This window comes from Actinocorallia herbida (assembly GCF_003751225.1).
GTDB classification, from domain to species: domain Bacteria; phylum Actinomycetota; class Actinomycetes; order Streptosporangiales; family Streptosporangiaceae; genus Actinocorallia; species Actinocorallia herbida.
Map to the genome: position 1 here is coordinate 3,302,729 of NZ_RJKE01000001.1, position 24,119 is coordinate 3,326,847.

A 24,119-nucleotide genomic window follows, 5' to 3' on the forward strand; every position below is an offset into this window, starting at 1 on the left:
GCGGGCTCAGGTCATCGGCCTCCGGCCGGTCAGCCGGTCCAGGAGCGCCTGCTCCAGTGCGTCCGCCTCGGCTTCGGTGAGTTCATCCGCCTCCCGGGCGCGGGCGACCTCGGCGAGTTCCCTGCGGATCTCGGCCGGGTCGTAGAGCTGTCGTTCCGCCTCGTCGCGGAGGCACTCGGCGAGCCAGACGACGCCGCGCACCGGGGCGAGCGGGAGGGTGACCAGCCCGGTGACCAGACCCATCGCTCACACCTCCTCCAGGATCGGTACGAAGTCATAGGGGGCCAGGGGGCCGAGCAGCCGCAGCGAGACCCGGTCCGCCCAGCGTTCGCCGAGCGCGTCCACGGCGTCCTCGAAGGAGGGCCGGTCGTCGTCGGCGACGAGGAACGCGACGTTGGCCGCGGCGGCCTCGCCCGAGGGGTCGCGCAGCGCCGCGGCCACCGTGTGCGGCTCCAAGGCCGCCAGGAGGGTGTCCGTGTCGACGGCGCGCTTGTCGTCCAAGGCCCGCACGACGGCCTCGCCGAGCTGGATGCGCTCGCCGTACGAAGCCTCGACGGGCAGGTCCCCGATCTCCGCGCGCAGGTCCGCGACCTCGGGCCGCTCCGTCATGATCTCGCGCAGCACGGCCTCCTCCCGGTAGTCGCCCGTGACGACGAACTCGCGCCGTCCGCGCAGGTCCGACAGGACGTCGGCGAACCACGCGTGGTGGGGTGCGAGCAGCTCCTGGGCCACCGCGTCGTCCGCCGTGACGACCGCGCCGAAACGGAACGGAAGGATCACCTCGGCTTCGGCCGCCGCGGCGACCACGTCCTCATGGGCGAGCAGTTCGTCCCGGGCGCCCAGCGGACCGCGCGGGGCGATCCCGCCGACGATCGCCGCGACGCCGCCGCGCTCGACGAGCCGTACGGGCTCGCCGTCCAGGCCGAGGAGATCGTCGGGCAGCCGCGTTCCGGCGGGCACGATGCCGAAGACGTAGCAGGCGGTCTCCTCCACGGGCGGCCCTTCTCCGGCCGGTCGCGCTCCATTGGCCGATGCGGTCATCGTTCTCGCCTCCTCTCACGGCGGCGTGCCCCCGCCTCCGCGGGCGCGCGCTCCTCGTCCATCTCGGCGTACTCGGCCTCCCGGTCGTCCTCGTCGTCCGGCGCCAGGTCCGAGACGGCCTCCTTCGCCGCCTCGATGACCCCGTGCGCCTTGCTCTGCGCGACCTTGCGCGTCCCGCCCTCGGTGACGTCCTGGACGAGTTCGGGAAGCCCCTCCCCGCCTTTGCCCTCCTCGTAGAGGTTCAGCCGGTTCGTCGCCTCGGCGAACCGCAGGAAGGTGTCCACGCTCGCCACGACCACCCGGGCGTCGATGGTGATCAGTTCGATGCCGACCAGCGACACCCGCACGAACGCGTCGATGACCAGGCCCTTGTCGAGGATCAGCGCGACCACGTCGGCGAGGCCGCCGCCCGGTGCCCGCTCGACGGGGGAAGGCGCCCCCCGGTAGGACGAAACCGTCATGGATGCTCACCTCCGTGGCCGAGCCGCGTGCACGCGGCTCACCTTCCCGTCCGGGGCGTCGGCTGCTTCGTCCGCGCCGACCGGTCCTCGGCGTCGGCGGGGCGCCTGCGCGCGGGCTGCCGTGCCGACTCGGCGGGCGGCCTGCGCCGGATCCGGCGCGGTTCGCGCTCCTCGCGTTCCTCGGCCGGTTCGTGCTCCGCGTGGTCGGGCGGGCGCCGACGCCGTTCGTGCTCCGCGAACTCCTCGTCCGCGGCGGGTGCCCGCCGAGGGCGGGCCTTGTGCTCCTCGTGCTCTTCGACCATCTCCTGCTCCGTGGCCCGCCGGGGGCGCGCGAAGTGCTCCTCGTGCTCCTCGGCGGTCTCGTGCTCCTCGGGCGCCCGCCGCGGGCGCGCCCTGTGCTCCTCGTGCTGCTCCTCGTGCCCGCGCCGCGGGCGTTCGCCGCGCTCCTCACGGGCGGCGCGCTCCTGCTCCTCCTCGGCGGCCTCCTCGCCGGTTCGGACGACCTCGCCGTCGCGGATCTCGCCGCGCCAGCCCTCGACCTCGTCGGGGTCCGCCAGGGCGTGCACCATGACGTGCCGCGCGAAGTGCTTGAGCTCCAGCCTCGCCCGCCTGCCCTGGGCCCGCCACAGGTTGCCGGTGCGCTCGAAGAGGCCCTGCGGGTGGTACTCCATGACCAGGCAGATCCGGGTGAGGTTCGGGCCGAGGCCGGTGAACGACACCGCGCCGTCCGCGTGGCCCTTGGCCCCCTTGGAGCGCCAGATGATGTGGCTGTCGGGGACCTGCTCGACGATCGTGGACTCCCACTCGCGGTGCGACCAGAAGACCTGGGCCTTCCAGCGCACCTCCCCGTCCTCGGGCTGCTCGGCGTGCTCGACCTTCTTCATGAAGGTGGGGAAGTCCTCGAACCGCGTCCACTGGTCGTAGGCGAGCCGGACGGGCACGCCCACATCTATCGTCTCGACGATCGCGGTCAGCTTCAGCTTCTTCTTCCCGCCGCCGCCCTTGAGCTTCGCGGTGAGGCCCGCCATGCCCGCGCTGAGCGCGGCGCGTATCGGCCCCTTGCCGTCGCTGAGGGCGCCGAGCCCGGACATCGCGGCCTGGACCCCCGGGCCGCCACCGTCCTCCCGGCCCGCCTTGTCCATCAGGCCGTGCGCCGTCTCGTCGATCTTGTGCGAGACCTTGTCGGCCGCCGCTCTCAGCGCCTTGTCCGCGAGTCCCGTCAGGAGACGTCCGGCCGCGTCGGCCGTCCGCTCGCCCCGCGCGTGCCTGTCCTCGGCCATGTCGGCCTCCCCCTCGCCGCGCCCGTCACCGGGCCGCCGTCGTCTTGCGCGAGGCCGCGGCTCTGCGGGCGTCCCGCCGCCCGACCTCCGCCGCCCGAGAAGGCGCGCCGCGGGCCGGCTCCTCCTCGTCCGGGTACTCCTCGCTCTCGGCGTAGTCCTCGTACTCGTCGTCGTAGCCCTGCTCATACTCGTCCCGGTCCTCGTCGCGGTGCCGCGCGCCGGACGGCCGGCGGGCCTTGCCGGATTGCTCCGCCCTGTCGGACTGCGCAGCCTTGTCGGACTCCTCGCGGTCCGCGGAGCCGGAGTCGCGGGAACCCAGCAGGGAGTCCGCGAGTTCGCTGAGCGAACCCGTGCCCGCCGTGCCGGCCTTCTCCGCGATCCCCTTGCCCGTCTCGGCGAGCTGCCCGCGCAGGTCGGTGAGGACCTTGTCGAATCCGGCGCGGCGCAGCATCTCGGCGATGTCCCCCGAGGAGCGCCCCGCCGCGACCATCAGGGCGAGCATCGCCGCGGTCCTGGCCTTGTGACTGCGTCCCAGCAGGTAGCCGAAGAGCACAGAGAGCGCTATCTGACCTCCGCCTTTCATGCCTGCCCCCTCCACGTCGGGCATGTCAAGCCGTCCTTTTCAGGCTATGCCCGGAGGCCTTGATCGAAGTGGAGTCCAAACCCGATGAAGCCGACGTTTTGGCGGTCCGGTGAATGCGAGGAGGTGGATCACCCCGCAGTTGGCCGTGGGATGAGCGCGGTGCGGGACACGCGGATTCCGCACGGGGGACGTCATGGGCGGCACCCGACATCCGTATTGCTCGTTCACACCCGTCTCCATGGCCGGTTCACGTCCGTGTGCGAGGGTGGAGTTTCCGGATCGCTCATCCATGATGAGGAGGAACCGAAAATGATGTCTTCCACGACCGTGCGCCGGATGCTCGCGGCAGGAGCCGTCGCGGCCGGGGCAGTGCTCGCGGCGGCGTCAGGAGCTTCGGCCGGAGACGGACCGGGCGACGGATACCACGGTGATCACGGAAACTACGACAACGGAGGCTGGCACGGAGACTGGGGCGGCGGCCACGGTGACTGGGGCGGCCACGGCGACTGGGGCGGCGATGGCGGCTACGGTGGCTGGGGCGGCGACGGAGGCTACGGTGGTGGCGGAGGCTACGGCGGCTGGTGACCACCGGAGGCCACGTCCCTGATCGCTTCGTAACAGCCCACCCATGAACGACAAGTCTGAAGGGCACCTCTCTCGAGAGGTGCCCTTCGGGCATTCAGGGCACCGATCCGCTTGACATCCTGAGGATACCTCGACTTCTATGCCGGGGAAGATGAGGTTGCCTCAGGATGGAGGATTCCCGGTGTTCGTATCGGTGCACGACACGGTCCCGGTGTGGCGGGGCGACACCAATGGCGCGGCCCTGTGGCGCAGCGTCGAGTTGGCCAAGGCCGTCGAAGGGTTCGGCTACCGCAGGTACTGGGTCGCCGAGCACCACGCGACCCCCGCGCTGGCCACGTCGGCCCCTGCCGTCCTGGCCGCGCAGATCCTCGCGTCGACCTCGACGCTGACCGTCGGCTCCGGCGCGGTGCTGCTGCCCAACCACGCGCCCTACGCCGTCGCCGAGCAGTTCGGCGTGCTCGCCTCCCTCCACCCCGGACGGGTCGACCTCGGCCTCGGCAGAGCCACCGGGGGAGCGCCCCGCGCCGCGGCCCGGCTCGGAGATCCCCGCCGCTCCGCCTTTCCCGCGCAGATCGCCGAACTGCGCGCCTACCTCGCCGGCGGAGACGACGGGCTGCGGGCCGTGCCCGAACCGGAGACGCCCCCGCGCCTATGGCTCGTCGGCTCCAGCGCGTCGAGCGCCGTCACCGCCGGAAGGCTCGGACTTCCCTACGTGTACGCGCACGCGATCGTGCCCGGCGGCGAGGACGAGGCGCTCGCCGCCTACCGCGCGGCGTTCGCCCCGTCGGCCGATCTCGCCGAACCCTACGCGGGCGTCGCGGCGATCGTGGTCGCCGCCGATGACGACGCCCGGGCGCACCGGCTGGCCCGCGCCTTCGTCCTCGGCCAGATCCGCATGCGCACCACCGATCCCGACACCCTCCTGCCGACCGAGGCCGAGGCCGCCGCCCACCGCTTCACCCCGGCCGAGGAGGAGTTCGCCCGGCAGCGCGTCGACCCCCAGTTCATCGGCTCGCCCACCGCACTGGCCCCTCGCCTGTCCGACCTGGTCTCCCGCACCCGCCCCGACGAACTGTTCGCCCTCACCCAGGTCCCCGACCACACCGCCCGCATCCGGTCCTACGAACTCCTCGCCGAACTCAACGCGTCCCTCTGACCAGCGCGTTCAGCGCTTCTTCAGCGGCCGGCTCCACCGTGGGCGGGAACGACGGGCGACACGAGGAACGGCGATGCGGACGAGCAGACGGTGGAGAACGGCGGCGGGCGCCGCGGCGGCACTGGCACTGGTGACGGGCTGCTCCGGTGGCCCGAAGGAGACCGGGACGGGCGGCGGGCAGCCCCGCGACGGAGGCGTGCTCACCCTGGCGCTGGAGAAGGAGCCGGAGTGCCTCGACCCGCACCAGACCCCCACCCAGTCGGGCAGGCTGCTCGCTCGCCCGATCCTGGACTCCCTGGTCCACCAGGACGTCCAGGGCGGCCTGCACCCCTGGCTCGCCACCGCATGGACGGTCGCGGACGACGGGCTGAAGTACACCTTCACCCTCCGCGACGGCGTCACCTTCACCGACGGCACGACGTTCGACGCCGCCGCGGTCGTCGCCAACCTCGACCACGTGGTCGATCCGGAGACGAAGTCCCTCCTGGCCGCGAGCCTCATCAGCGCCTATGCCAAGGCCGAGGCGGTGGATGCCCGGACCGTCGCGGTCACCCTGCGGGAACCCGACTCGGGCTTCCTCGCCGCCCTCGCGTCACCCAACCTCGGCATCCACTCCCCGGCGACGCTCAAGGGCGCCCCGTCGGACCTCTGCGCAAAGATCGTCGGCTCCGGGCCGTTCCGGAGCGAGGGCGGGTTCGTCCCGCAGCAGGGCATCACCTACACCAGGAACCCCGCCTACGCCTGGGCGCCGGAGGACGCCGCGTACCGGGGACCGGCCCGGCTCGACGGCGTCGAGGTCAGGATCGTGCCCGACGACCCGGCCCGCGCGGGCGCCCTCACCAGCGGCCAGGTGGACGCGGTGACGGCGCTGCCGCCGACCGAGGTCCGCGCGCTCAAGGGCGACGCGGCCTTCCAGGTGCACTCGGTGCTGTATCCGGGCGCCAACTACAGCTACTGGCCCAACACCGCCGAGGGACCGCTCAGCGACGTGCGGGTCCGCAAGGCGCTGCGCGCCGGGGTCGACTGGGACCGGATCGTCCAGAACGTCTTCTTCGGCGTCTACAGCGGCGCAGAAGGGGTCCTGTCCAAGACGACGCCCGGCTTCGACCCGTCCGTCGGGCCCTCCTACGCCCATGATCCCGCCGCCGCCGCGCGCCTCCTGGACGAGGCGGGCTGGACCGGCCGCGACGCCCAGGGATACCGGACCAAGGACGGGGTCCGCCTCAAGCTGCGGCACCTGTGGTCGGAGCCTTCGGTCGAGACCCTCGCGGTGCAGGTCCAGGCCGCCGCCAAGGACCTCGGCATCGAACTCGTCGAGGAGAACCTCGACGGCGGCACGTTCGTCGAACGCCTCCTGGCGGGGGACTACGAGCTCATCGACACGAGCTTCTCCGCACCCGGCCCCGACGTCCTGCGGGTGCTGTTCGGCGCGGCGAACATCCCGACGCCCGAGCGCGGCATCAGCAACAACATGGCGAGATACGACGACGCCGACGTCGAAGCCGACTTCACCCTGGCGCTGCGCGCCACCGACCCGGCCGAACGGCTCGAGGTCTACCAGCGGATCCAGCAGCGGATCACCGAGGACGCCGCGGTCCTGCCGATCTACTCGCCGCAGTCGTCCCTCGCGGTCCGGACGGGCGTCCAGGGCGTCTCCTTCTCCATCGACGGCACCCCCGACCTCACCGCGATATGGCTGGAGTCCTGAAGACCGCCCCGGCGGGGAACGGCGCCCCCGCCGGGGCCGCGGCCGGGATCGTCCGCCCGGTGCTGCTGCGGGCGGGCGGCGCGGCGGCGGTCCTGTGGGGCGCCGCCACCGCGACCTTCGTGCTGCTGCGGGCGATGCCGGGCGGCACCGCCGACGTGCTCCTCGCCCGCTCGACGGTCTCGCCGGAGATCCGGGCCAGGCTCATCGCCGACTACCGGCTCGACGACGGACTCGGCACCCAGTACCTCGCCTACCTGGGGCGGCTCGCCCGCGGCGACTTCGGCGACTCCCACGTGCTGCGCAGGCCCGTCACCGAGGTCCTCGCCGCCCAGGTCCCGCACACCTTCGCGCTGCTCGGCACGACCATCGCGGTCACGATCGGGGCGTCGCTCCTGCTCGCGGTCGTGAGCGCGCGGGCGGGCCGCCTCGTGCGCGGCGCCTTCGCCGCCGTGGAGGCGCTGCTCGTCGCGGTGCCGCCGTTCTGGCTCGGGCTCGTGCTGCTCACCGCGTTCTCCTTCACGCTGCCGCTGTTCCCCGCGGTCGGCTCCTCGGCGCCGAGCGGACTGGTCCTGCCGACGCTCGCGCTCGCCGCGGGGCCCGTCGCGCTCGTCACGGGCGTGCTGCGGGAGGGCATGCTGCGCGCGCTGGAGGAGCCGTTCGTGCTCACCGCGCGGACCCGCGGCATCGGCGAGACCGCCGTGCACGTCCGGCACGTGCTCCGGCACGCCCTGCTGCCCGCGGCCGGGGTGCTCGGCTGGGTCGGCGGCACCCTGCTCGGCGGCGCGGTGATCATCGAGATCGTCTTCTCCCGGCAGGGCGTCGGCAGGCTCGTGCTGTCCTCCGTGCAGAACAAGGACCTGCCGGTCGTCGTCGCCGTCGTGCTGCTGTCGGCGCTGGTGTTCGTGCTGTTCAGCGTGCTCGTCGACGTGCTGACCTGGCTCGCCGACCCGCGCACCAGGCAGGAGGCCCCATGAGGGCGGCCAGGCCCGGGTTGTGGCTCGCCGTGGGAGGGCTCGTCGTCCTCGCCGCCATGGCCGCGATGCCCGGCCTGTTCACCGGCGCCGACCCCGACGCCGCGGACCTGTCCGGAACCTTCGCGCCGCCGGGCGCGGGCCACTGGCTCGGCACCGACGAGAACGGCCGCGACCTGTGGGCCCGCATCGTCTACGGGGCACGCCCTTCCCTGCTCATCGGCGCCGGGTCGGTCCTCCTCGCGCTGGCCGCCGGGACGGCCATCGGGGTCGGCTCCGCCCAGCTCGGCAGGTGGGCCGACCAGGTGCTCGGCCGTGCGCTCGAGGTACTGCTCTCGGTGCCCTGGCTACTGCTGGTGTTCCTTGTCGTCGCCGCGATGGGCCCGGGCACCTTTCCGGCCATGGTCGGACTCGCCCTGGTCTGTCTGCCCGGCTTCGCCAGGGTCGTGCGGGCGGAGGTGCTCCGGCTGCGCGCGGCCCCCTTCGTCGAGGCGGCGCACGGGTTCGGCTGGAGCCGAGCGCGGGTGACGCTCCAGCATGTGGTGCCGAACGCGCTCGGGCCGGTCCTCGCCCTGGCCACGGTCTCGCTCGGCGCGATGATCGTCGCCGGGTCGTCCCTCGGCTTCGTCGGGCTCGGCCCGCAGCCGCCGACCGCGGAATGGGGCGCGATGCTCGCCACCAGCAGGCGCACCCTGTCCGTCGCCTGGTGGCCCGCCGCGTTCCCCGGCATCGCCCTCACGCTCTCCGTCCTGGCCGTCACCGCGGTCGGGCAGGAACTCCAGCGACGGGTCTCCGGGAGGCGGCCATGACCGAACCGCTCCTGGACGTCCGGGACCTGACGGTGCGGTTTCCCGGGCCCGTCGAGGCGGTCCGCGGGGTCTCCTTCACCGTCGGACGCGGCAGGATCGTCGCGATGGTGGGGGAGTCGGGGTCGGGCAAGAGCGTCACCGCCCGCAGTCTCGTCGGCCTCGCCGGGGACCGGGCCGAGGTGAACGCCGCCGCACTCTCCTTCGCCGGGCGCGACCTGCGCGGGCTCGACGCGCGCGGCTGGCGGGCGGTGCGCGGGCGCCGTATCGGCTTCGTCCTCCAGGACGCGCTCGGCTCGCTCGATCCGCTCCGGCGGGTCGGCGCCGAGATCGCCGAGCCGCTGCGCGAGCACCGGACGGTTCCTCCCGCGGGGATTCCCGCCGAAGTGGCGCGGCTGCTCAAGGCGGTCGGCGTGCCCTCGCCCGGCACGCGCGCGCGGCAGTACCCGCACGAGCTGTCCGGCGGCCTGCGCCAGCGGGCACTGCTCGCCTCGGCGCTGGCCGCCCGGCCCGACCTGCTCATCGCCGACGAGCCCACCACCGCCCTCGACGCCACGGTGCGCCGCCAGGTGCTCACGCTGCTGCGGGCGCTCGCCGACACGGGCACCGCGGTCCTGCTCATCACGCACGACCTCGGGGTGGTCGCCGAGATCGCCGACCACGTGCACGTCATGCGCGAAGGCGGGTTCGTCGAGAACGGGCCCGCCCGGCGCGTTCTCGACGAACCCGCGCACGCCTACACCCGGAGCCTGGTCGGGGCGGCCTCCGGACCGCGAGCCGAACCCGCGATCGGCCCCGCCCGGACCGTCCTGCGGGGAGAGAACCTGGTGAAGCGGTTCCCGGTCCCCGGCCGAGGCGTGCTGACCGCCGTCTCCGGGGTGTCCCTCGATGTGCGCGAGGGCCGGGTCCTCGGGCTCGTCGGCGAGTCGGGCTCCGGCAAGACGACGGTGGGGCGGATCCTCGCCGGCCTCGCCCGTCCGGACTCCGGCGCCGTCCGGCTCGACGGGAGGCCGTGGGAGGCGCTGCGCGGCCGGGCACGGCGTGCCGCCCGCCGTCGCGTCCAGATGGTCTACCAGTACCCGCTCGGGTCCTTCGATCCCAGGCGTACCGCGGGCCGGCTGCTGGTGGAACCGCTGCGCGCGGGCGGCGTTCCGGCGGACGAGCGGCCCGACCGCTGCGCGGCCCTCCTGGACGGCGTCGGGCTGCCCGCCGACGTCCTGGGCCGCAAGGGCAGCGAGCTGTCCGGAGGGCAGGCCCAGCGCCTGGCCATCGCCCGTGCCCTCGCCTGCGACCCCGACGTGATCGTCTGCGACGAGCCGGTCTCGGCGCTCGACGCCTCGGTCCAGGCCCGCGTCCTCGACGTGTTCGCCGAGATCCGCGCCCGCCGATCCGTAGCGTTCGTCCTGATCTCCCATGATCTGGGGGTCGTACGGCGGCTCGCCGACGACGTCGCGGTCATGAAGGACGGCGCCGTCGTGGAGTCCGGCCCGGCGGACCGGGTGCTCGACGAACCCGCGCACCCCTACACGCGGGAGTTGCTCGCCGCGGTCCCGAGGCTGGACCGGTCCGGGTGAGGGGCGCGCCCGGCATCGCGCAACGCCAGCGCGAGCTGCATCCGGGAGCGCACCCCGGCCTTGCGGTACACCCGGGTGAGGTGGACGTCCACGGTCCGCGGGCTGATGGTCAGGCGCGCGGCGATCTCACGGCGGCTGAGTCCAGCGCAGAGCAGCAGCGCCACCTCGCGCTCCCGCCCGGTGAGGCGCCCGTAGGACTCCCAGGCGGTGACCGGGTCCCCGTCCTCCGGCCCGCCGATCCGGGCGCGCAGCCAGGCCGTCAGCCTCTCCGCGCCCACCCGCCGCGCGATGGCCAGCGCGAGGTCGACCGCCTGTGCGGCGTCCCCGGCACGGCCGAGCCCGGCGAGGACGGCGGCCCTATGGCCGAGGGCGCGGGACTGCGCGACGGCCATCCCGGCCGACGCGAACGCGGCGGCGGCCTCGAGGTAGCGGCGCTCGGCCTCCGCGAGGGAGCCGCGGACCCGGCACAGGTGCCCCTGCGCCAGAGCGGCATGGCCGCGGTGGTGCGGCAGCGGAGCTTCGGCGGCGTGCCGGACGCACGCGGCCACCCAGGGCTCCAGCGCGAGCCCCGCATCCATGCCCGCCGCGCACAGCAGCTCCCACACCGCGGTCCGCTGCCCCGACGGCACCCCGGACAGCCCCGGGCCGCGGCCCTCGTCGAGCAGCAGCGCCACGCAGTGCCCGGGATCGCCGTCGAGCCACGCGGCCTGCGCGAGCGCGAACACCGCGAGCGCGGCGCTGCCGTTGGCGTTCACGCGCAGCGGCGTCTTGCGGGCCAGCGCCTGCTCGGCGAGCGCCCGCGCCCGGCCGCTGCCCGCCGGCTGCGCCCACACCTCCGCCGCGGCCTTGAGCGCGAGCGCCTGAGCCTGCCGCAGCGTGTTGCCCGCCGGAGACTCGATGACCGCGGCGTCGGCGGCGTCACGCGCGGCGGAGAGCAGGCCGAGATGCCGCTCCGCCTCGCTCGTCAGCACCAGCAGCGTCGGGAGCAGGTGCGTGCGCTCCCTGCGCCGCGCTACCGCGATGGCCCGGCGGAGCTGCCTTTGCGCCTCGCCGTGGCGGCCCAGGTAGAGGGTGGCCAGCGCGTAGGCGCAGACCGTCTCCAGATATCGCGCCGCCTGATGTTCGGGAAGACGGTCGAGGAGCCTTCCGGCCTCCCCGGCCTGCTCCGCCGCCGCCGAGGTCCTGCCGTCGGCGAGCGCGGCGAGGGCCGACAGCGCGAGCAGCCCCGCGCGTAGCGGGGAGGTCGCGCCGCACGCCGCCAGCCCTTCGGCGACCCCGGCCGCGTCGGGGGGACCGCCGACCATCGCGCTGCGGAACCCGAGCGCGAACAGCAGGAGCGGGCCGACCGGGCCGCCGCGCAGCTCCGGCCTGCCCGCGTACTCCTGGAGCAGGTCGAGCGTCTGGACGTCCTGGCTCAGCACCGCCTCGGCGCCGGACACGAACGCGACGGCCGCGGCCAGCGCCTCCGCGTCGGCGTCCGGCCGCGCAAGGCACGCCTCGTGCACGGCGAACAGGAGGTCGCGGCTCTCCGCCAGCCGGCCGAGCCGCCCGAAGGCGGTGCTCAGCGCCAGGCGCGCCCGCGCCCCGAGCGGATCGCCGGCCGCGGTCTCGGCCAGCACGGGCGTCAGGCAGTAGACGGCCTCGGCGAGGTCTTCGTCCATCAGTTCTTCGGCTGCCGAGAGGATCCTGGCGGGTTCCCCGGTGCGCGGGGGCAGGCTGGCGAGGTGGAAGCCGAGCCTCCGCCCGTCCTGGGCGCGCGCCGACAGCAGCCCGACCGCCCTGCGGTGCGCCCGCTCCGCCCGGACCGGGTCGATCGTGCGGCGCAGAAGGGTGCCGAAGACCTCGTCGCGGATGGCGAACAGCGTCTCGACCGGCTCCTCGACGCGCAGGAGTCCGCGCCGCACGAGCCCGCGGGCCGCGGCGGCCGCCACGCCTTGGCCGACCTCGGCGACCTCGGCGAGCAGTGCGACGTCGAAGCCGTCGCGCAGGACGGCCGCGGCGTGCAGCACGGCGCGCTCGTGCCCGCCGAGACCGCGGGTCTCGTGCAGCACCGCGAACTCGAAAGGGGCGACCTCCGCGGCGTCCCCGGTTCCGGCCGCCCGCTCCAGTGCCTGGAGCGCCAGAAGTCGGAAGGGGTTGCCGCCGCTGCGTCTGCGCAGTTCGAACGGGACAGGCGCGAGCGCCGTCATCTGCTCGTCGGTGAGGGGCGGCAGCTCGATGCGCACGGTCCGGCCGAACGCCTCGGTGAGCGCGATCGCCTCGGCGAGTTCGGGGGCCGCCTGCCCGGGGCGCAGCGCCAGCACCACGTCCACCGGCGGGGCGGGCGCGGCATGCGCGTGCGCGACGAGGTCGCGCACGGTCGCCGCTCCGGCGAGATGCGCGTCCTCCAGCACCACAAGGGGCCTGACGGGTTCGGGGCGCGGGGCTGAGGCGGCGATCGTGGTAGGCGCGGAGGAGGGGCGCCGTGCCAGGTCGGCCGGCGACGGCTGGTCCGCGCCTTCTCCGGCGCACCGGTGAAAGGCGGCGGGAAGGGCGCTCCACCGGCGCTCGCGTACCAGTGCCGCGAGCAGACGCGTCTTCCCGGATCCCGGCTCGCCGACGACGGCGATGAGACGTCCCTCCTCACCAGGGGCCGAGGTGAGCGCATGGAGCCGGTCGAGAAGGCCGACCCGGACGGTGCCCGACCCGCCGTAGAACACCTCGACCGTCATGGCCCCTCCACTCACTGACCCGCGCATTAATCCAACTAAAACAGTAGATTTAGTAGAATTTACGTCATGGGCCGGCCGCTTGTCTTCCCCCATGGGGGTCGCCTCGTGCGGTGGAAACGTCTCCGCGGTTATCTGAGGCGGCCTCAGCCTACCCTCCCGGGCACTAACCTGAGGAGACCTCAGGATACTCGGGCGCCGGATTCGGGTTCAGCCCGCGACGGGGAGTGCCGCCTCGTCGGCGATCTGCGACCGGAGCCGCAGCATCGCGGCGCGAGGGCCGATCCCCAGCTCGGTCCGCAGCACTCTCTCCGCCTGGTGGAACGCCGCCAGCGCCTCGGCCCGCCGCCCCGACCGGTGCAGCGCGAGCATGAGCTGCTCGCGCAGCGTCTCGTTGAGCGGATGCTCTTCGACCCATCGCGTCAGATCGCCGACCAGCTCCCGATGTCGGCCCGCGCGCAGCGCACAGGAGGCGATGCCCTCCAGGCACTCCAGCCTGCACTCCTCGGCCCAGCGCGCGAACGCCCCCGCCACCGGTCCGTACGGAACCCCCGCCAGCACAGGTCCGCGGAACAGGGCGGCGGCCGCGCTGAACCGGTCGAGCGCGAGCACGGGATCGGCGATGCTCGCCGCCACCGCCTCCCCTCGCAGCCGCTCCAGTCTCGCCGCGTCGGTCACCGCACCCACGAGCGCGTATCCCCGGGCCCCCGTCACGATCCGCGCCCCCTCCGGCGGCAGCACCCTGCGCCGCAACTGCGAGACGTAGACGTGCAGCGCCGCCCGCGCCCGCCGCGGAGGGCCCTCCGGCCACAACTCGTCGATGAGCTCATCGAACGAGACGGTCTCACCTGCCCGGACCAGCAGCACCGCGAGCAGTGCCGTCACCTTGGGCGCCCCGACCGTCCCACCCCCCGGCCCTCCGGCCCGAAGCGGCCCCAAGACCAGGAACTCCATGCTTCCTCCCCACGGGCCACCCCAAGACCCGCGGTGGCCCAACCACCAAGAATCCTCCCTCTCCCTCCACCCCGCCACATCAGCGAAACCACCTACACCCCCGTCTCCCGTCCCTGCTCACCTGGAGAAATGTGGGCGGAACCCGGTGCGCCGGCGTGCGCGTCGAAGGTCAGGGGGATCCGGTGGACGGGCGGGCGGGCCGTTCGAAGAGGAGTTCAAGGCCGTCCTCTTCGTCCCATTGCCGGCCGACCTGGTGGAATCCGGCCCCGGCGATGGTCGCCAGCGAACCCGCGTTGTCCGGGCTGATGGCGGCCCTGACCGTGGTGACACCGGGTTCGGCGGCGGCCCAGCGCAGGAGTTCGCCGAGCATCGCCCTGGCGAATCCCTGCCGACGGTGCAGCGGATCCACCGAGTAGGAGATCTCGGCCGTGCCCGCCGGATCCGGTGGGCCATGGAACCCGGCGAAGCCGACCACGGTCGCGGTGTCGCCCGTCGTCGCCGCCCGCGCGATCCAGTGCGCGGCGCGGGGATCCGCCGCGATCTGCCGCAGCCGCAGCGCCCAGAGCGCACGTGCCTCCCCTGTCACGAAATACCCCCCGAGCGCCAGCCCGGCCACCTCGCCGGCGACCGCGAGCTCCCCGGCGGACAACGCCTCGATCGCCCGCACGGGCAGCCCCACCAGCCGAACCCCTTTCACCCCTCCCACATGAACCCCCGTCCTCGCGATCCCGATCCGAAAGACCCCATCCTGCCCTCCCGCCCCCACCTTCGAGCCCCTTTCCACCCGAACGCCCCGAGACCACCACCCGGCCCGTCACGGGCACGCCCCGGAGACCACCCGGGCCCACGCTCTCCCCGCGACGCGGCCCCGGCCGTAGCGGCTCATTCCGGGGCGGTGGGTTCGGGGAACGGCGGCGCGGTCCTCATGTGGGCCGGGGCCAGGGCCCGGAGGGCGTGGTAGCCGATGACGACGATCAGCGTGCCGAGGGCGATGCCGCTGAGCTGGAAGTTGTCGGTGAACTTCAGGCTGACGTCGCCGATGCCGATGATGAGTCCCGCGGCCACCGGCACGAGGTGGAGGGGGTTGGCCAGGTCGACGCGGGCGCGGATCCAGATCTGGGCGCCCAGCAGGCCGATCATGCCGTAGAGGATGACGGTGATGCCGCCGAGGACCCCGCCGGGGACGGCGGCGACGACGGTGCCGAACTTGGGGCAGAGGCCGAACAGGATCGCGAAGCCCGCGGCGCACCAGTAGGCGGCGGTCGAGTAGACGCGGGTGGCCGCCATGACGCCGATGTTCTCGGCGTAGGTGGTCGTGGCGGGGCCGCCGACGGAGGTGGACAGCACGGTGGCGGCGCCGTCGGCCAGGATCGCGGTGCCCAGTTCGTCGTCCAGCGGGTCTCCGGTCATCTCGCCGACGGCCTTGACGTGCCCGGCGTTCTCGGCGATGAGCGCGACCACGACGGGCAGGGCGACGAGCGCCGCGGAGAGGGAGAAGCTCGGGGCGTGGAGGGCGGGAAGCCCGATCCAGTCGGCCTTCTCCACCGGGGAGAGGTCGAGCCGCCAGTGGTCGACCGCTTCCGTGCCGCCCGCGGGGGAGTGGATCCTGCCGAGGACGCGGTCGAGGACCCAGGAGACCAGGTAGCCGAAGGTCAGGCCGAGGAAGATCGCGATCCGGGACCAGAAGCCGCGCGGCACGACTAGGGCGAAGCCGGTGAAGAGCATGGTGAGGAGCGCCGTCCACTGGTCCTGGGGCCAGTAGGTGCCCGCGGTGACGGGCGCGAGGTTGAACCCGATGAGCATGACGACCGCGCCGGTGACCACCGGCGGCAGGACGGCGTGGATGACACGGGCGCCCAGTGCGCGGATGACCGCCCCGCACAGGATGAGGACCGCGCCGACGACCAGCAGCGCGCCGGTGAGGGTCGCCGCGTTCCCGCCCTGGGCCGAGATGACGGCCGCCACGCCGACGAACGACAGGCTGCTGCCGAGATAGCTGGGGATCCGGCCGCGGGTGATGAGCAGGAAGACGATGGTCGCCACCCCGGAAGCCATGACGGCGAGGTTGGCGTTCAGCCCCATCAGGATGGGCGCGACGAAGCAGGCCCCGATCATGGAGACCACATGCTGCGCGCCCAGCCCGACCGTGCGCCCCCAGGTGAGCCGCTCGTCCGGCTTCACGACCTCGCCCGGCGCGAGGTGCCTCCCGTCCTCGTGCAGCTTCCACCCGAAGCCCGCCATGCTCCCGCTCCTTGAATCCGAGGGGCCGACCGTCAGGTCGCCGACGCCGGGTCAGGTCTGGACGAGACCGACCTGTCCGGCCGCCGAGCACGGCCGGTAGCGGCTGTCCTGGGCGGTGCTGCAGATCGCGGGTGTGTACTGATAGCCGGGACCGGCGCTCGGCGTGGTGATCTGAAGCTTGGTGAGGAGGAGTGCGTACGCGTCGGCCTGCCTGCCCGTGAACTCCTGGAACGGCGTCTGCGGCTGCGCCATGACGTCCGTCAGCGACGAGGACGGCACGGTGTACCAGGCCATGCCCACGTAGCTGGCGCCCCCTTCCACCAGGACGGGGTCGTCGTCCTGCAGGACGCTCTGGAAGTAGACCCACTTGGCCATCTGCGGAGACGGCGTCGCTGCCATGGTTGCTCTCCCGGTGTCCGGCGAAGCGGTGACCGGGTGAGGATGCCCGCCCGCCGCCGCGCCGCAACGCCGGGTCCGCGATCTTGACCGGAAACCGGCGTTCCACTGGTCACGCGGGTCGCGGCGGGGCCGAGGCGGCCCCGCCGCGCGGGGTCAGGCGGTCCGGGACAGGGCGTTGCCGATGATCCAGGCCATGCCGAAGGCGGACAGAAGGCCGTTGCCCGACATGTAGCCGTCGGAGTGGGCGCCCGCGAGGCCGCAGGCGGTGCCTCCGCCCGCGAACAGACGGGGGATCGGGGTACCTGAGGCGTCGAGGACGCGCCCGGACGGGTCGATGACGAGGCCGCCCTGGGTGGCGAGGAGGCCGTGGGTCACCCAGGCCAGGTGGTACGGGGCGGTGAGCGCGCGGCGGCCGGGCAGCGGGGCCAGGAGCCGCTCGGTCTCCTCGACCGTGCGGCCCAGGTCGGCGGCCACGTCGGCGAGGGCCGCCCGGTCGCGGATGGCGCCCGCGGCCAGGCATTCGCGCATCATCTCGGACTCGCGGGTGGCCTCCATGGCGGTGGCGTCCCAGATCATGGCCGCCCGTTCGCCGGGTTGGCGCTGGAGGACGCCCGCCATGGACGAGTAGCCCTTGGTGTCCTCCTCGACGAAGCGCTCGCCGTCCAGGTTGACCAGGACCGCGCCGTTGAAGGGGAGGGCGGGGGAGACCCGGGTGCCGTGGTCGACCACCACCAGGCCCGAGCGCAGGCCGGCGCCCATGTTGCGGAGCCGGGCGCCGAGCGGGAGCACCCAGGCCAGGGCGTCGCCGGTCGCGGTGGAGACGCCGCCGTAGAACGGCGCGCCCAGATGGGACAGGTGCTCCTTGACCAGGGCCGGGGAGCCCGCGAAGCCGTCGGAGGCCAGCACGACGGCGTTCGCGCGCACCCGCTGCGTCGTGCCGTTCTGCTGGACGACGACGCCCGCCACCTCGCCGTCCTCGACCACGAGGTCGACGACGGGGGCCTCGTCGACGAACGCGACGTTGTCGCACGCGTCGAGCAGGGTGCGCAGATGGCGCATGAGCCTGACGCCGCCCAGCCGTCCCACGTCGGTGTGCAGCCGCGGCACGGACATGCCTGCGCGCGGCATGTCCGTGCCTATCTCCATCGGGTAGCCGGTGTCGGCGATCCACTCGACGAACTCGGGGGCCGCCGCGCACAGGGCCTCGACGACGGGGCGCCATTCCTCGTCGCCGCTGGCCGCGATGATGTCTTCGGCGTGCCGCTGCGGCGAGTCCTCGATGCCCGCCGCCGCCTGGAAGCGGGTGCCTCCGGCGGCGAGGGAGCCCGAGGAGATGGCGGCGTTGCAGCCTTCGCGGGTGGACTTCTCGAAGACGGCGATGACGAGGTCCGGATTCCGGGCCGCGCGCAGGGCCGACATCACCCCGCACGCCCCGCCGCCGACGACGGCGACGTCGACCTCGGAGTCCCACCCGCTCATCCGAGCGCCCCGTCGGTGCCGTAGAAGCGCCGCGCGGCGTCGATCAGCGGCCGGGCGGGCTGCGCGCCGTAGAACCCGACGCGCGACGGCTTCAGTCCCGTCGCCCGGTACTGCGCCGCCCGCAGTTCCGCGACGCGGACGCAGGTGCCGAGCGAGTCCAGCACCGGCACGTCGTCCACCCGGGAGACGCCCTGGTCGGCGAGGAACACGTTGAGCGGCCCCTCGCCGGGGACGATCACGTTCGCGCCGTCCGCGATGGCCCGTCGCGCGGCCCGGGTGAACGCCTCGATCAGCGGCTGCGGGTCGGCGTAGGCGCCCATGACGTCGTGGAACTCGGCCTCGACCTGGACGATCGGGCCGACCAGCGCGTCGAGCCGGTAGTTGCGCAGGTTGCGGCGGAGCTGCGGCTCCAGTGCGGCGATGAAGTTGACGATCCCGATCCGGTCGCCCAGCGCCCCGGCCATCAGCACCGAGGTCTGCCCGAACGCGACGACCGGGATGTCCACGACCGTGCGGACCTCCTCGTAGGCGGTGTCCGGGATCGTGGCGATCAGGAAGGCGTCGTACCCCTCGTCCTGCGCCCGCAGCGCCGCGTGCACGAACTGCTCGCGGTGCAGCCCCGCGAGGTAGGCGTAGCCGATGTGGGTGCCGGGATAGTCCGACGGGTAGGTGCCCGGCTTCATCCCGTGAAAGTCGATCTCGGTGCCGGGCGCGGCCTGCGCCCGCAGGTGCCGGGCGAGGGCGTCGCGGTAGTGCGGGACGTCGTCCAGGACGGTGAAGGACTGGTGCCAGACGCGCATGCTCACGCCTCCTTCGCCGCGGCCGCCGCGGCGTTCGCCCCGGCGATCCGGCCGAACGTCGCACCGCGCAGCACCGAGGTGGAGCCCGTGTAGTTCGAGTAGTACAACCCGGTCAGCTCACCGGCCGCGTACAGCCCGGTCATCGGGTCGCCGTCCCGGTCGACGACCTCGGCGTCCGGCGTGGTCTTGAGACCGCCGAAGGTGAAGACGTTCGCCGCCATGATCGGGTAGGCCGCGAACGGGCCTTCCGCGATGGGCAGGCTCCAGTTCGACTTCGGCGGGACCAGCCCGTCGGTCGCGAGCCCGTCGGTCCGCGCGTGGTCGAATCCGGACGGATCGGGGCATGCCGCGTTGTAGGCCGCGATCGTCTCCTCCACCACCGCGACCGGGAGCCCCAGCTTCGCCGCGAGTTCCCCGACCGTCGCCGCGGTGACCGGCGCGATATCGGTGCGGATGCCCGCCGTCAGGTTCGGCACCGCGAGGCCCCGCTGGTCGAGGACCACCCAGGCGATCCCGTCGGTCTGGTCCTGGATCGCGCGGGTGGTCCGCTCGTACCAGGCGTCGACGGTACCGCGCGCCTCGTCGACGAACCGCCGCCCCTCGGCGTTGACCAGCACGCCGTACGGGAAGCAGAAGATCGCGGCCTCGGCCTCGCCGCTGCGCGGGTCGACGGGTTCGGCGTGGAAGAGCGCGAAGTTGCCGGCGGTGGCGGCGCCGAGCGCGAGCGCCATCTCCAGGCCCTCGCCCTTGTTGAAGTTGCCGCCCCTGGCGACCGGACGGCAGGTCAGCGCCCGCTCGCCGTGGTAGCGGGCCATCAGCTCGAAGTTGCCCTGGTAGCCGCCGCTCGCGAGCACCACGGCGCCCTGGAAGACCGCGGGGCCGTTCGGCGTGTGCGCGAAGACGCCGTCGATGCCCTGGTCGCCGAAGGTGAGCCGCCGGGCGGTGGTCTCGAAGTGGAACTCCACGCCTAGCCCGCGGGCCGCCTTGCCCATGGTCTCGATGATGGCGAGACCGCCGCCGACCGGCGCCATCCGGGTCGTCGACTGGGTGAGGAACGGGGTCGGCACGAAGTCGAAGCGCACCCCGTGGCCGCTCATCCAGGCGAGGGCCCGCGGCGCCTCCTCGGCGAGCGTCGACACGTAGTCCGGGTCGATGGTGTGGGTCGCCCGGTAGAGGGGGCCGCGCCGGTGCGGCGGGAGCGCCGCGTCGTGGACGAGCGACGGGTCCGGGTGGCCCATGAAGTCGTCGACGAGGACGTCCGCGAAGCCGTCGGCGACCTCGTCGACCGACTGCATCCGCAGGAACGCCTCGGTGTGCCGGGTGTTGCCGCCGGTCTCCGCCTCGGTCGAGCGCTCCAGGATCGCGACGCGCGCGCCCTTCTCGGACGCCGCGACCGCGGCCGACAGGCCGGCGACGCCGCCGCCGACCACGACCACGTCATAGCTGTGGATCTGCTGGGTCATGAGTGCGGTCTCCCTCAGAACTTGAGCTCGGCGGAGCCGATGACGGCGCCGAACAGCGGCAGCATGTTCTCGACGGAGAACGCGTGGAAGTCGGCGCGGAAGGAGGCGCACATGTCCTCCACCACGGTCACCTGGAGACCGGAGTCCGAGGCGTGCCGGGCGGCCGACTCGACGACGAGGTTGGTCGCGACGCCGCCGAGCACCACCTCGGTGACGCCTTCGGCGGCCAGGACCTCGCGCAGCGGGGTGCCGACGAACGGGTCGACGCAGCCCTTGTCGATCACCGGCTCGCCCGAGATCGGCGCGAGCGCCTTGACGATCTGGGCCTCGGGGGAGTCCGCGAGCATCGCCCTGTTCTGCTCGTAGGGGTCGAACCGCGGCAGCCGGTTCGTTCGCAGCCGGTACGACGGGTCGAAGGCCAGCCGCACATGGACGACGAACACGCCCGCGGCGCGGGCGGAGGTCAGCACCTTCTCCGCGGTGGCGAGCACGCCGCGCTCGGCGATCTGCGCGGCGAGCGGGGGCATGCGGAGGTACGGGCCCTCCTCGCACAGCGCGACCTGGTAGTCGAGCATGAGCAGGGCCTTCTTGGTGGGAGCCGTCGTGGCGGTCATCGCGATGTCCTCAGAGTTGACGCGGAAGGGGTGGGGTTACCAGGCGGACCAGCCGCCGTCGACGTAGACGACCTGGCCGGTCATGTACGCCGAGGCGGGGCTCGCGAGCAGGAGCAGCGGTCCTGCGAAGTCGGTCTCGGGGTCGCCGAGGCGGCCGAGCATCGTGCGCTCGCCGAACCAGCGGAGCCGGTCGGGCTGGGCGCCGAGCGGGGCCGTCATCTCGGTCGGGTAGAAGACGCCGGGGGCCAGGCAGTTGACGGTGATCCCGTGCGGTCCGAGCTCCCCGGCGAGCGCCCGGGTCACGTTCACGACCCCGGCCTTGGAGGAGTAGTACGCCGATTCCGGGAGGGGCCCCACCCGCTCGGCATAGACCGTGGTGAGGTTGACGATCCGGCCGCCGCCCCCCTGCCGGGTGAGGGTCTTGCCCGCCTCGCGGCCGACCAGCCAGGTCCCGGTCAGATTCACCCGGACGACCCGCTCGAACTCCTCGAGCGTGGTCTCGTCATAGGCCTTGCGGAGCATGACGCCGGCCGCGTTGACGACGATGTCGAGCCTGCCGTGCGCGGCGACCACGTTCTCGAAGAGCGCGGCGACCGATCGCTCGTCGGTCACGTCGACCCGGTGCGCGCTCGCCTGGTTCTCGACGGCCTGGTGCCCGCCGGTCCAGGTAGCCCGAGCCGTCGTCGTGAGCGCGTCCCTTCGGTCGGCGAGGTCCGCGACGGCGACGATCGCGCCCGCCGCGGCCAGCGCCTTCGCGGCGCGCTCACCGAGCCCGCCGGCCGCCGCGCCGACGACCAGCGCCACCTTCCCCGACAGGTCGAACAGGTCGGTTCCGGTCACCATTCGAGGTCACTCTCCTCTGCTGCCGCGTGGATTCCGGCGATCCGTCCGAAGACGCCGGACTTTCCGATGGACGTGCCGGTCATGTAGCCGGCCCCGTGGAATCCGCCGGTGATCTCGCCCGCCGCGTACAGCCGCTCGATCGGCTCGCCCCACCAGTCGAGGACCCGCATCCGGGTGTCGACGGTGAGACCGCAGTAGGTGGCGAGCACGACGGTGCCGGACGGGTGGGCGTAGAACGGGCCCTGATCGATGGGCGTCGGCCGTCCGACCCCGCCGGACAGGTGCGCCCGGCCGTGCGGGTCGTCCCCGCCTCCGGCGAGCGCCGCGTTGTACTCCGCGACGGTCTCTTGCAACGAGCCCTCCGGCAGCCCGATCGCGGCTTCCAGCCCGGCGATCGTGTCGGCCTTGAGGAGCATCCCGGCCCGCTCCCGGCCCGCGAACTCGTAGATCGGCACCTCATCGTTCGACAGGGCCATGGTCCGCGCGTCGAAGACCTGCCAGGTGGTCACTCCGGGCTGGACGAGCGCGGCGTCGCCGATCTCCTTGTAGTTCCGCGACTCGTCGACGAACCTGCGGCCCTCCCGGTTGACCGCGATCGCGCCCTTGTAGACGGCGAGGATGCCTGTGCCGTCCTCGTCGGGGTGCTCGGTGTGGAAATGCCCGTAGGTGCCCTTGATGTACGGGGTGTCGCGGAGCCCGGCGCCGAGCGCCATCGCCATCTTCAGGCCGTCGCCCTGGTTGCCCGTGCCGCCCTGGCGCAGCGCGTGCGCCATCTGCGGCGCGAACGTCGCGAGCAGGTCGGGGTTCATCGAGAAACCGCCGGTGCCGAGCACCACCGCGTCGGCGAGCACCTCGCGGCCGTCGGCGAGCCGGACGCCGGTGACCCGTGCCCCGTCGTGCAGCAGCCGCTCGGCCGGCGCGTCGAACACGATCCGCGCGCCGAGCTCCCCGGCCGCCCTGAGCAGCTGGACCAGCATGCGGGTCGTGTCGGTCGGGTGGCTGCGCGGGGCCGACTGGCCCGACGCCGCGTGGATCTCGCCGTAGACGACGCCGTGCGCCTTCAACCAGCGGTAGGTCTCCAGCTGGTGCGCGCAGTACAGCTCGACGAGCGCGGGATCGTTGCGCTCCTTGCCCACCTCGAGGAGGTCCTTGCGGAGCAGCTCGACGGAGTCGGCGATGCCCTGCTCGGCCTGCTCGTCGGTCCCGGCGAACGCCGACAGGCCCGCCGATTTCACCGTGGAGCCGCCGATCTCATCGGTCTTCTCCAGCAGCAGGGCGTACTGCCCCGCCTCGGCGGCGGCCAGCAGCGCGGCGCAGCCCGCGAGACCCGCGCCGAGCACCAGCACACCGACCCGTTCCGGCAGCTCGGTGTCGACGGGCAGCCCGGGGATCTCGCTCACTCGACCCTCCCGAGCTCCTGGTCGAGCGCCGTCTCGGCGGCGCTGAACGCGGGCAGGTTGAACAGGCTCTGCCGCTCCTGCCAGCTCGCCATCCGGTCGGCGCGCGAGGCGGTCTCGCCGTGCTCGCGCAGGTGCGCCAGCGCCTCGCGTCCGGCCAGGTGCATCGAGCGCATCAGGTAGTTGGCGAACAGGACGACTCCGAAGCCGAGCTCGGCGTACTCCTTGAGCTCGAGCTGGGGCGTCTTGCCGCCCTCGACCACGTTGACGATCAGGGGAGTCCCGGCCAGCTCGCGGCCCACCAGGGCGAGTTCCTCGACGGTCCGGGGCGCCTCGATGAACAGCGCGTCGGCTCCGGCCGCGACATAGGCCCGGCCGCGCTCGATCGCCTCGTCGATCCCGTAGGCGGACCTCGCGTCGGTGCGCGCGATGATCACCAGCGCGTCATCGGCGCGCGCGTCGCAGGCGGCGGCGATCTTCGTCTCCATGTGCCCGGACGGGATCAGCGTGTGCGCGTCGAAATGGCCGCACCGCTTGGGCATCTCCTGGTCCTCCAGCTGGAGTCCGGCCACCCCGGCGCGCTCCAGCAGCCGGACCGTGCGCATCGCCGAGAGGGGGCCGCCGTAGCCGGTGTCGGCGTCGCAGATCAGCGGGATCCCGGTCGCCTCGGACAGCCGCCCGGCGTGGTCGACCACCTCGGTCTGGGAGATCAGCCCGAGGTCCGGCAGGCCGTAGACGGCGTTGGCGAGACCGGCGCCCGTGGCGTAGACGGCGGCGAATCCGGCCTGCTCGATCAGCCGGGCGCCCAGGGCGTCGGTCGCGCCGGGCAGCACCAGCGGCTCGATCGGCAGCCCCGGACGCGCGGCGGCGCCGGCCAGCGCGGCGCGCAGCGAGAGGCGCTTGTCGTGGGCGCTCGGGCCGGGCCCGACGCCCGTCAACGACGCGGTGAGGCTCGGGTCCCAGGGGTGGGTGTGCGACACGGACACTCCAGGCTTTTCCATCTAGGGGCTCCTCCATGTAGCGATCGCTACAGGAGTGAACTGTGACACCAGTCAC

General features: G+C 73.5%; 23 protein-coding genes. 6 read left to right on the forward strand and 17 right to left on the reverse strand.

All coding sequences use genetic code 11. The features are described 5' to 3' along the window. Nucleotides 1–6: 6 nt before the first annotated feature. Genes EDD29_RS15440 through EDD29_RS15460 form a run of 5 tightly spaced genes read right to left on the reverse strand, consistent with a single transcriptional unit; the run spans nucleotide 7 to nucleotide 3,365 of the window. The gene (locus tag EDD29_RS15440) at nucleotides 7–243 is read right to left on the reverse strand and encodes a gas vesicle protein GvpG (RefSeq protein ID WP_123665075.1); all 237 of its coding nucleotides are present in this window, start codon (nucleotides 241–243) and stop codon (nucleotides 7–9) included. 3 nt (nucleotides 244–246) lie between these two features. After that, entirely contained in the window at nucleotides 247–993 is a 747-nt protein-coding gene (locus EDD29_RS15445; RefSeq protein WP_170201418.1) for a GvpL/GvpF family gas vesicle protein, read from the reverse strand. 44 nt (nucleotides 994–1,037) lie between these two features. Beyond that, nucleotides 1,038–1,502 carry a gas vesicle protein GvpJ gene (gene gvpJ, locus EDD29_RS15450; RefSeq protein WP_123665077.1) on the reverse strand — a complete coding sequence of 155 codons (465 nt, stop codon included), beginning with the start codon at nucleotides 1,500–1,502 and terminating at the stop codon, nucleotides 1,038–1,040. A 38-nt stretch (nucleotides 1,503–1,540) separates the two neighbouring features. After that, nucleotides 1,541–2,782 (reverse strand): SRPBCC family protein, encoded by a 1,242-nt coding sequence (locus EDD29_RS15455; RefSeq protein WP_123665078.1) that lies wholly within the window; start codon nucleotides 2,780–2,782, stop codon nucleotides 1,541–1,543. 25 nt (nucleotides 2,783–2,807) lie between these two features. Then, entirely contained in the window at nucleotides 2,808–3,365 is a 558-nt protein-coding gene (locus EDD29_RS15460) for a hypothetical protein (RefSeq protein ID WP_148085971.1), read from the reverse strand. Between the two features lie 309 nt (nucleotides 3,366–3,674). Here EDD29_RS15460 and EDD29_RS15465 point away from each other — a divergent pair, with 309 nt between their 5' ends. From EDD29_RS15465 to EDD29_RS15490, 6 genes are all read left to right on the forward strand, one after another. Next, a complete protein-coding gene (locus tag EDD29_RS15465; protein WP_211359736.1) occupies nucleotides 3,675–3,950 on the forward strand; it encodes a hypothetical protein in 276 nt (91 codons plus the stop codon). Nucleotides 3,951–4,131: 181 nt separating this feature from the next. Beyond that, nucleotides 4,132–5,106, forward strand: coding sequence for an MsnO8 family LLM class oxidoreductase (locus tag EDD29_RS15470; protein ID WP_246052790.1), 975 nt, complete (start codon nucleotides 4,132–4,134; stop codon nucleotides 5,104–5,106). Nucleotides 5,107–5,179: 73 nt separating this feature from the next. Next, complete coding sequence (locus EDD29_RS15475) at nucleotides 5,180–6,814, forward strand: ABC transporter substrate-binding protein (protein ID WP_123665080.1); 1,635 nt, start codon at nucleotides 5,180–5,182, stop codon at nucleotides 6,812–6,814. Beyond that, on the forward strand, nucleotides 6,799–7,788 hold the full coding sequence (locus EDD29_RS15480; RefSeq protein ID WP_123665081.1) for an ABC transporter permease: 990 nt from the start codon (nucleotides 6,799–6,801) through the stop codon (nucleotides 7,786–7,788). The genes EDD29_RS15475 and EDD29_RS15480 overlap by 16 nt, the downstream gene beginning before the upstream one ends. Next, a complete protein-coding gene (locus tag EDD29_RS15485) occupies nucleotides 7,785–8,594 on the forward strand; it encodes an ABC transporter permease (RefSeq protein ID WP_123665082.1) in 810 nt (269 codons plus the stop codon). Before EDD29_RS15480 ends, EDD29_RS15485 begins: the two co-directional genes overlap by 4 nt. Beyond that, the gene (locus tag EDD29_RS15490) at nucleotides 8,591–10,165 is read left to right on the forward strand and encodes a dipeptide ABC transporter ATP-binding protein (protein WP_123665083.1); all 1,575 of its coding nucleotides are present in this window, start codon (nucleotides 8,591–8,593) and stop codon (nucleotides 10,163–10,165) included. The genes EDD29_RS15485 and EDD29_RS15490 overlap by 4 nt, the downstream gene beginning before the upstream one ends. On the opposite strand, the gene EDD29_RS15495 is transcribed toward EDD29_RS15490, so the two are convergent. The 12 genes from EDD29_RS15495 to EDD29_RS15550 form a co-directional block, all read right to left on the reverse strand. Then, entirely contained in the window at nucleotides 10,114–12,876 is a 2,763-nt protein-coding gene (locus EDD29_RS15495) for a helix-turn-helix transcriptional regulator (RefSeq protein ID WP_123665084.1), read from the reverse strand. The genes EDD29_RS15490 and EDD29_RS15495 overlap by 52 nt on opposite strands. 207 nt (nucleotides 12,877–13,083) lie before the next feature. Continuing rightward, complete coding sequence (locus tag EDD29_RS15500) at nucleotides 13,084–13,827, reverse strand: AfsR/SARP family transcriptional regulator (RefSeq protein WP_123665085.1); 744 nt, start codon at nucleotides 13,825–13,827, stop codon at nucleotides 13,084–13,086. Nucleotides 13,828–13,996: 169 nt separating this feature from the next. Beyond that, a complete protein-coding gene (locus EDD29_RS15505) occupies nucleotides 13,997–14,506 on the reverse strand; it encodes a GNAT family N-acetyltransferase (RefSeq protein WP_246052792.1) in 510 nt (169 codons plus the stop codon). A 203-nt stretch (nucleotides 14,507–14,709) separates the two neighbouring features. Continuing rightward, on the reverse strand, nucleotides 14,710–16,068 hold the full coding sequence (locus EDD29_RS15510) for a uracil-xanthine permease family protein (protein WP_123665087.1): 1,359 nt from the start codon (nucleotides 16,066–16,068) through the stop codon (nucleotides 14,710–14,712). Between the two features lie 51 nt (nucleotides 16,069–16,119). Next, on the reverse strand, nucleotides 16,120–16,467 hold the full coding sequence (locus tag EDD29_RS15515) for a hypothetical protein (RefSeq protein WP_148085972.1): 348 nt from the start codon (nucleotides 16,465–16,467) through the stop codon (nucleotides 16,120–16,122). 153 nt (nucleotides 16,468–16,620) lie between these two features. After that, complete coding sequence (locus tag EDD29_RS15520; RefSeq protein WP_123665089.1) at nucleotides 16,621–17,946, reverse strand: FAD-dependent oxidoreductase; 1,326 nt, start codon at nucleotides 17,944–17,946, stop codon at nucleotides 16,621–16,623. Beyond that, nucleotides 17,943–18,746: an aspartate/glutamate racemase family protein gene (locus EDD29_RS15525; RefSeq protein WP_123665090.1), complete on the reverse strand. Its 804-nt coding sequence runs from the start codon at nucleotides 18,744–18,746 to the stop codon at nucleotides 17,943–17,945. The genes EDD29_RS15520 and EDD29_RS15525 overlap by 4 nt, the downstream gene beginning before the upstream one ends. A 2-nt stretch (nucleotides 18,747–18,748) precedes the next feature. Continuing rightward, on the reverse strand, nucleotides 18,749–20,209 hold the full coding sequence (locus EDD29_RS15530; RefSeq protein ID WP_123665091.1) for an FAD-dependent oxidoreductase: 1,461 nt from the start codon (nucleotides 20,207–20,209) through the stop codon (nucleotides 18,749–18,751). Between the two features lie 14 nt (nucleotides 20,210–20,223). Then, entirely contained in the window at nucleotides 20,224–20,823 is a 600-nt protein-coding gene (locus EDD29_RS15535) for a cysteine hydrolase family protein (RefSeq protein WP_123665092.1), read from the reverse strand. 36 nt (nucleotides 20,824–20,859) lie between these two features. Next, nucleotides 20,860–21,666: an SDR family NAD(P)-dependent oxidoreductase gene (locus EDD29_RS15540; RefSeq protein ID WP_123665093.1), complete on the reverse strand. Its 807-nt coding sequence runs from the start codon at nucleotides 21,664–21,666 to the stop codon at nucleotides 20,860–20,862. Next, nucleotides 21,660–23,066 (reverse strand): FAD-dependent oxidoreductase, encoded by a 1,407-nt coding sequence (locus tag EDD29_RS15545; protein ID WP_123665094.1) that lies wholly within the window; start codon nucleotides 23,064–23,066, stop codon nucleotides 21,660–21,662. Before EDD29_RS15545 ends, EDD29_RS15540 begins: the two co-directional genes overlap by 7 nt. Continuing rightward, complete coding sequence (locus EDD29_RS15550) at nucleotides 23,063–24,064, reverse strand: isocitrate lyase/PEP mutase family protein (protein WP_123665095.1); 1,002 nt, start codon at nucleotides 24,062–24,064, stop codon at nucleotides 23,063–23,065. Before EDD29_RS15550 ends, EDD29_RS15545 begins: the two co-directional genes overlap by 4 nt. Nucleotides 24,065–24,119 lie beyond the last annotated feature (55 nt).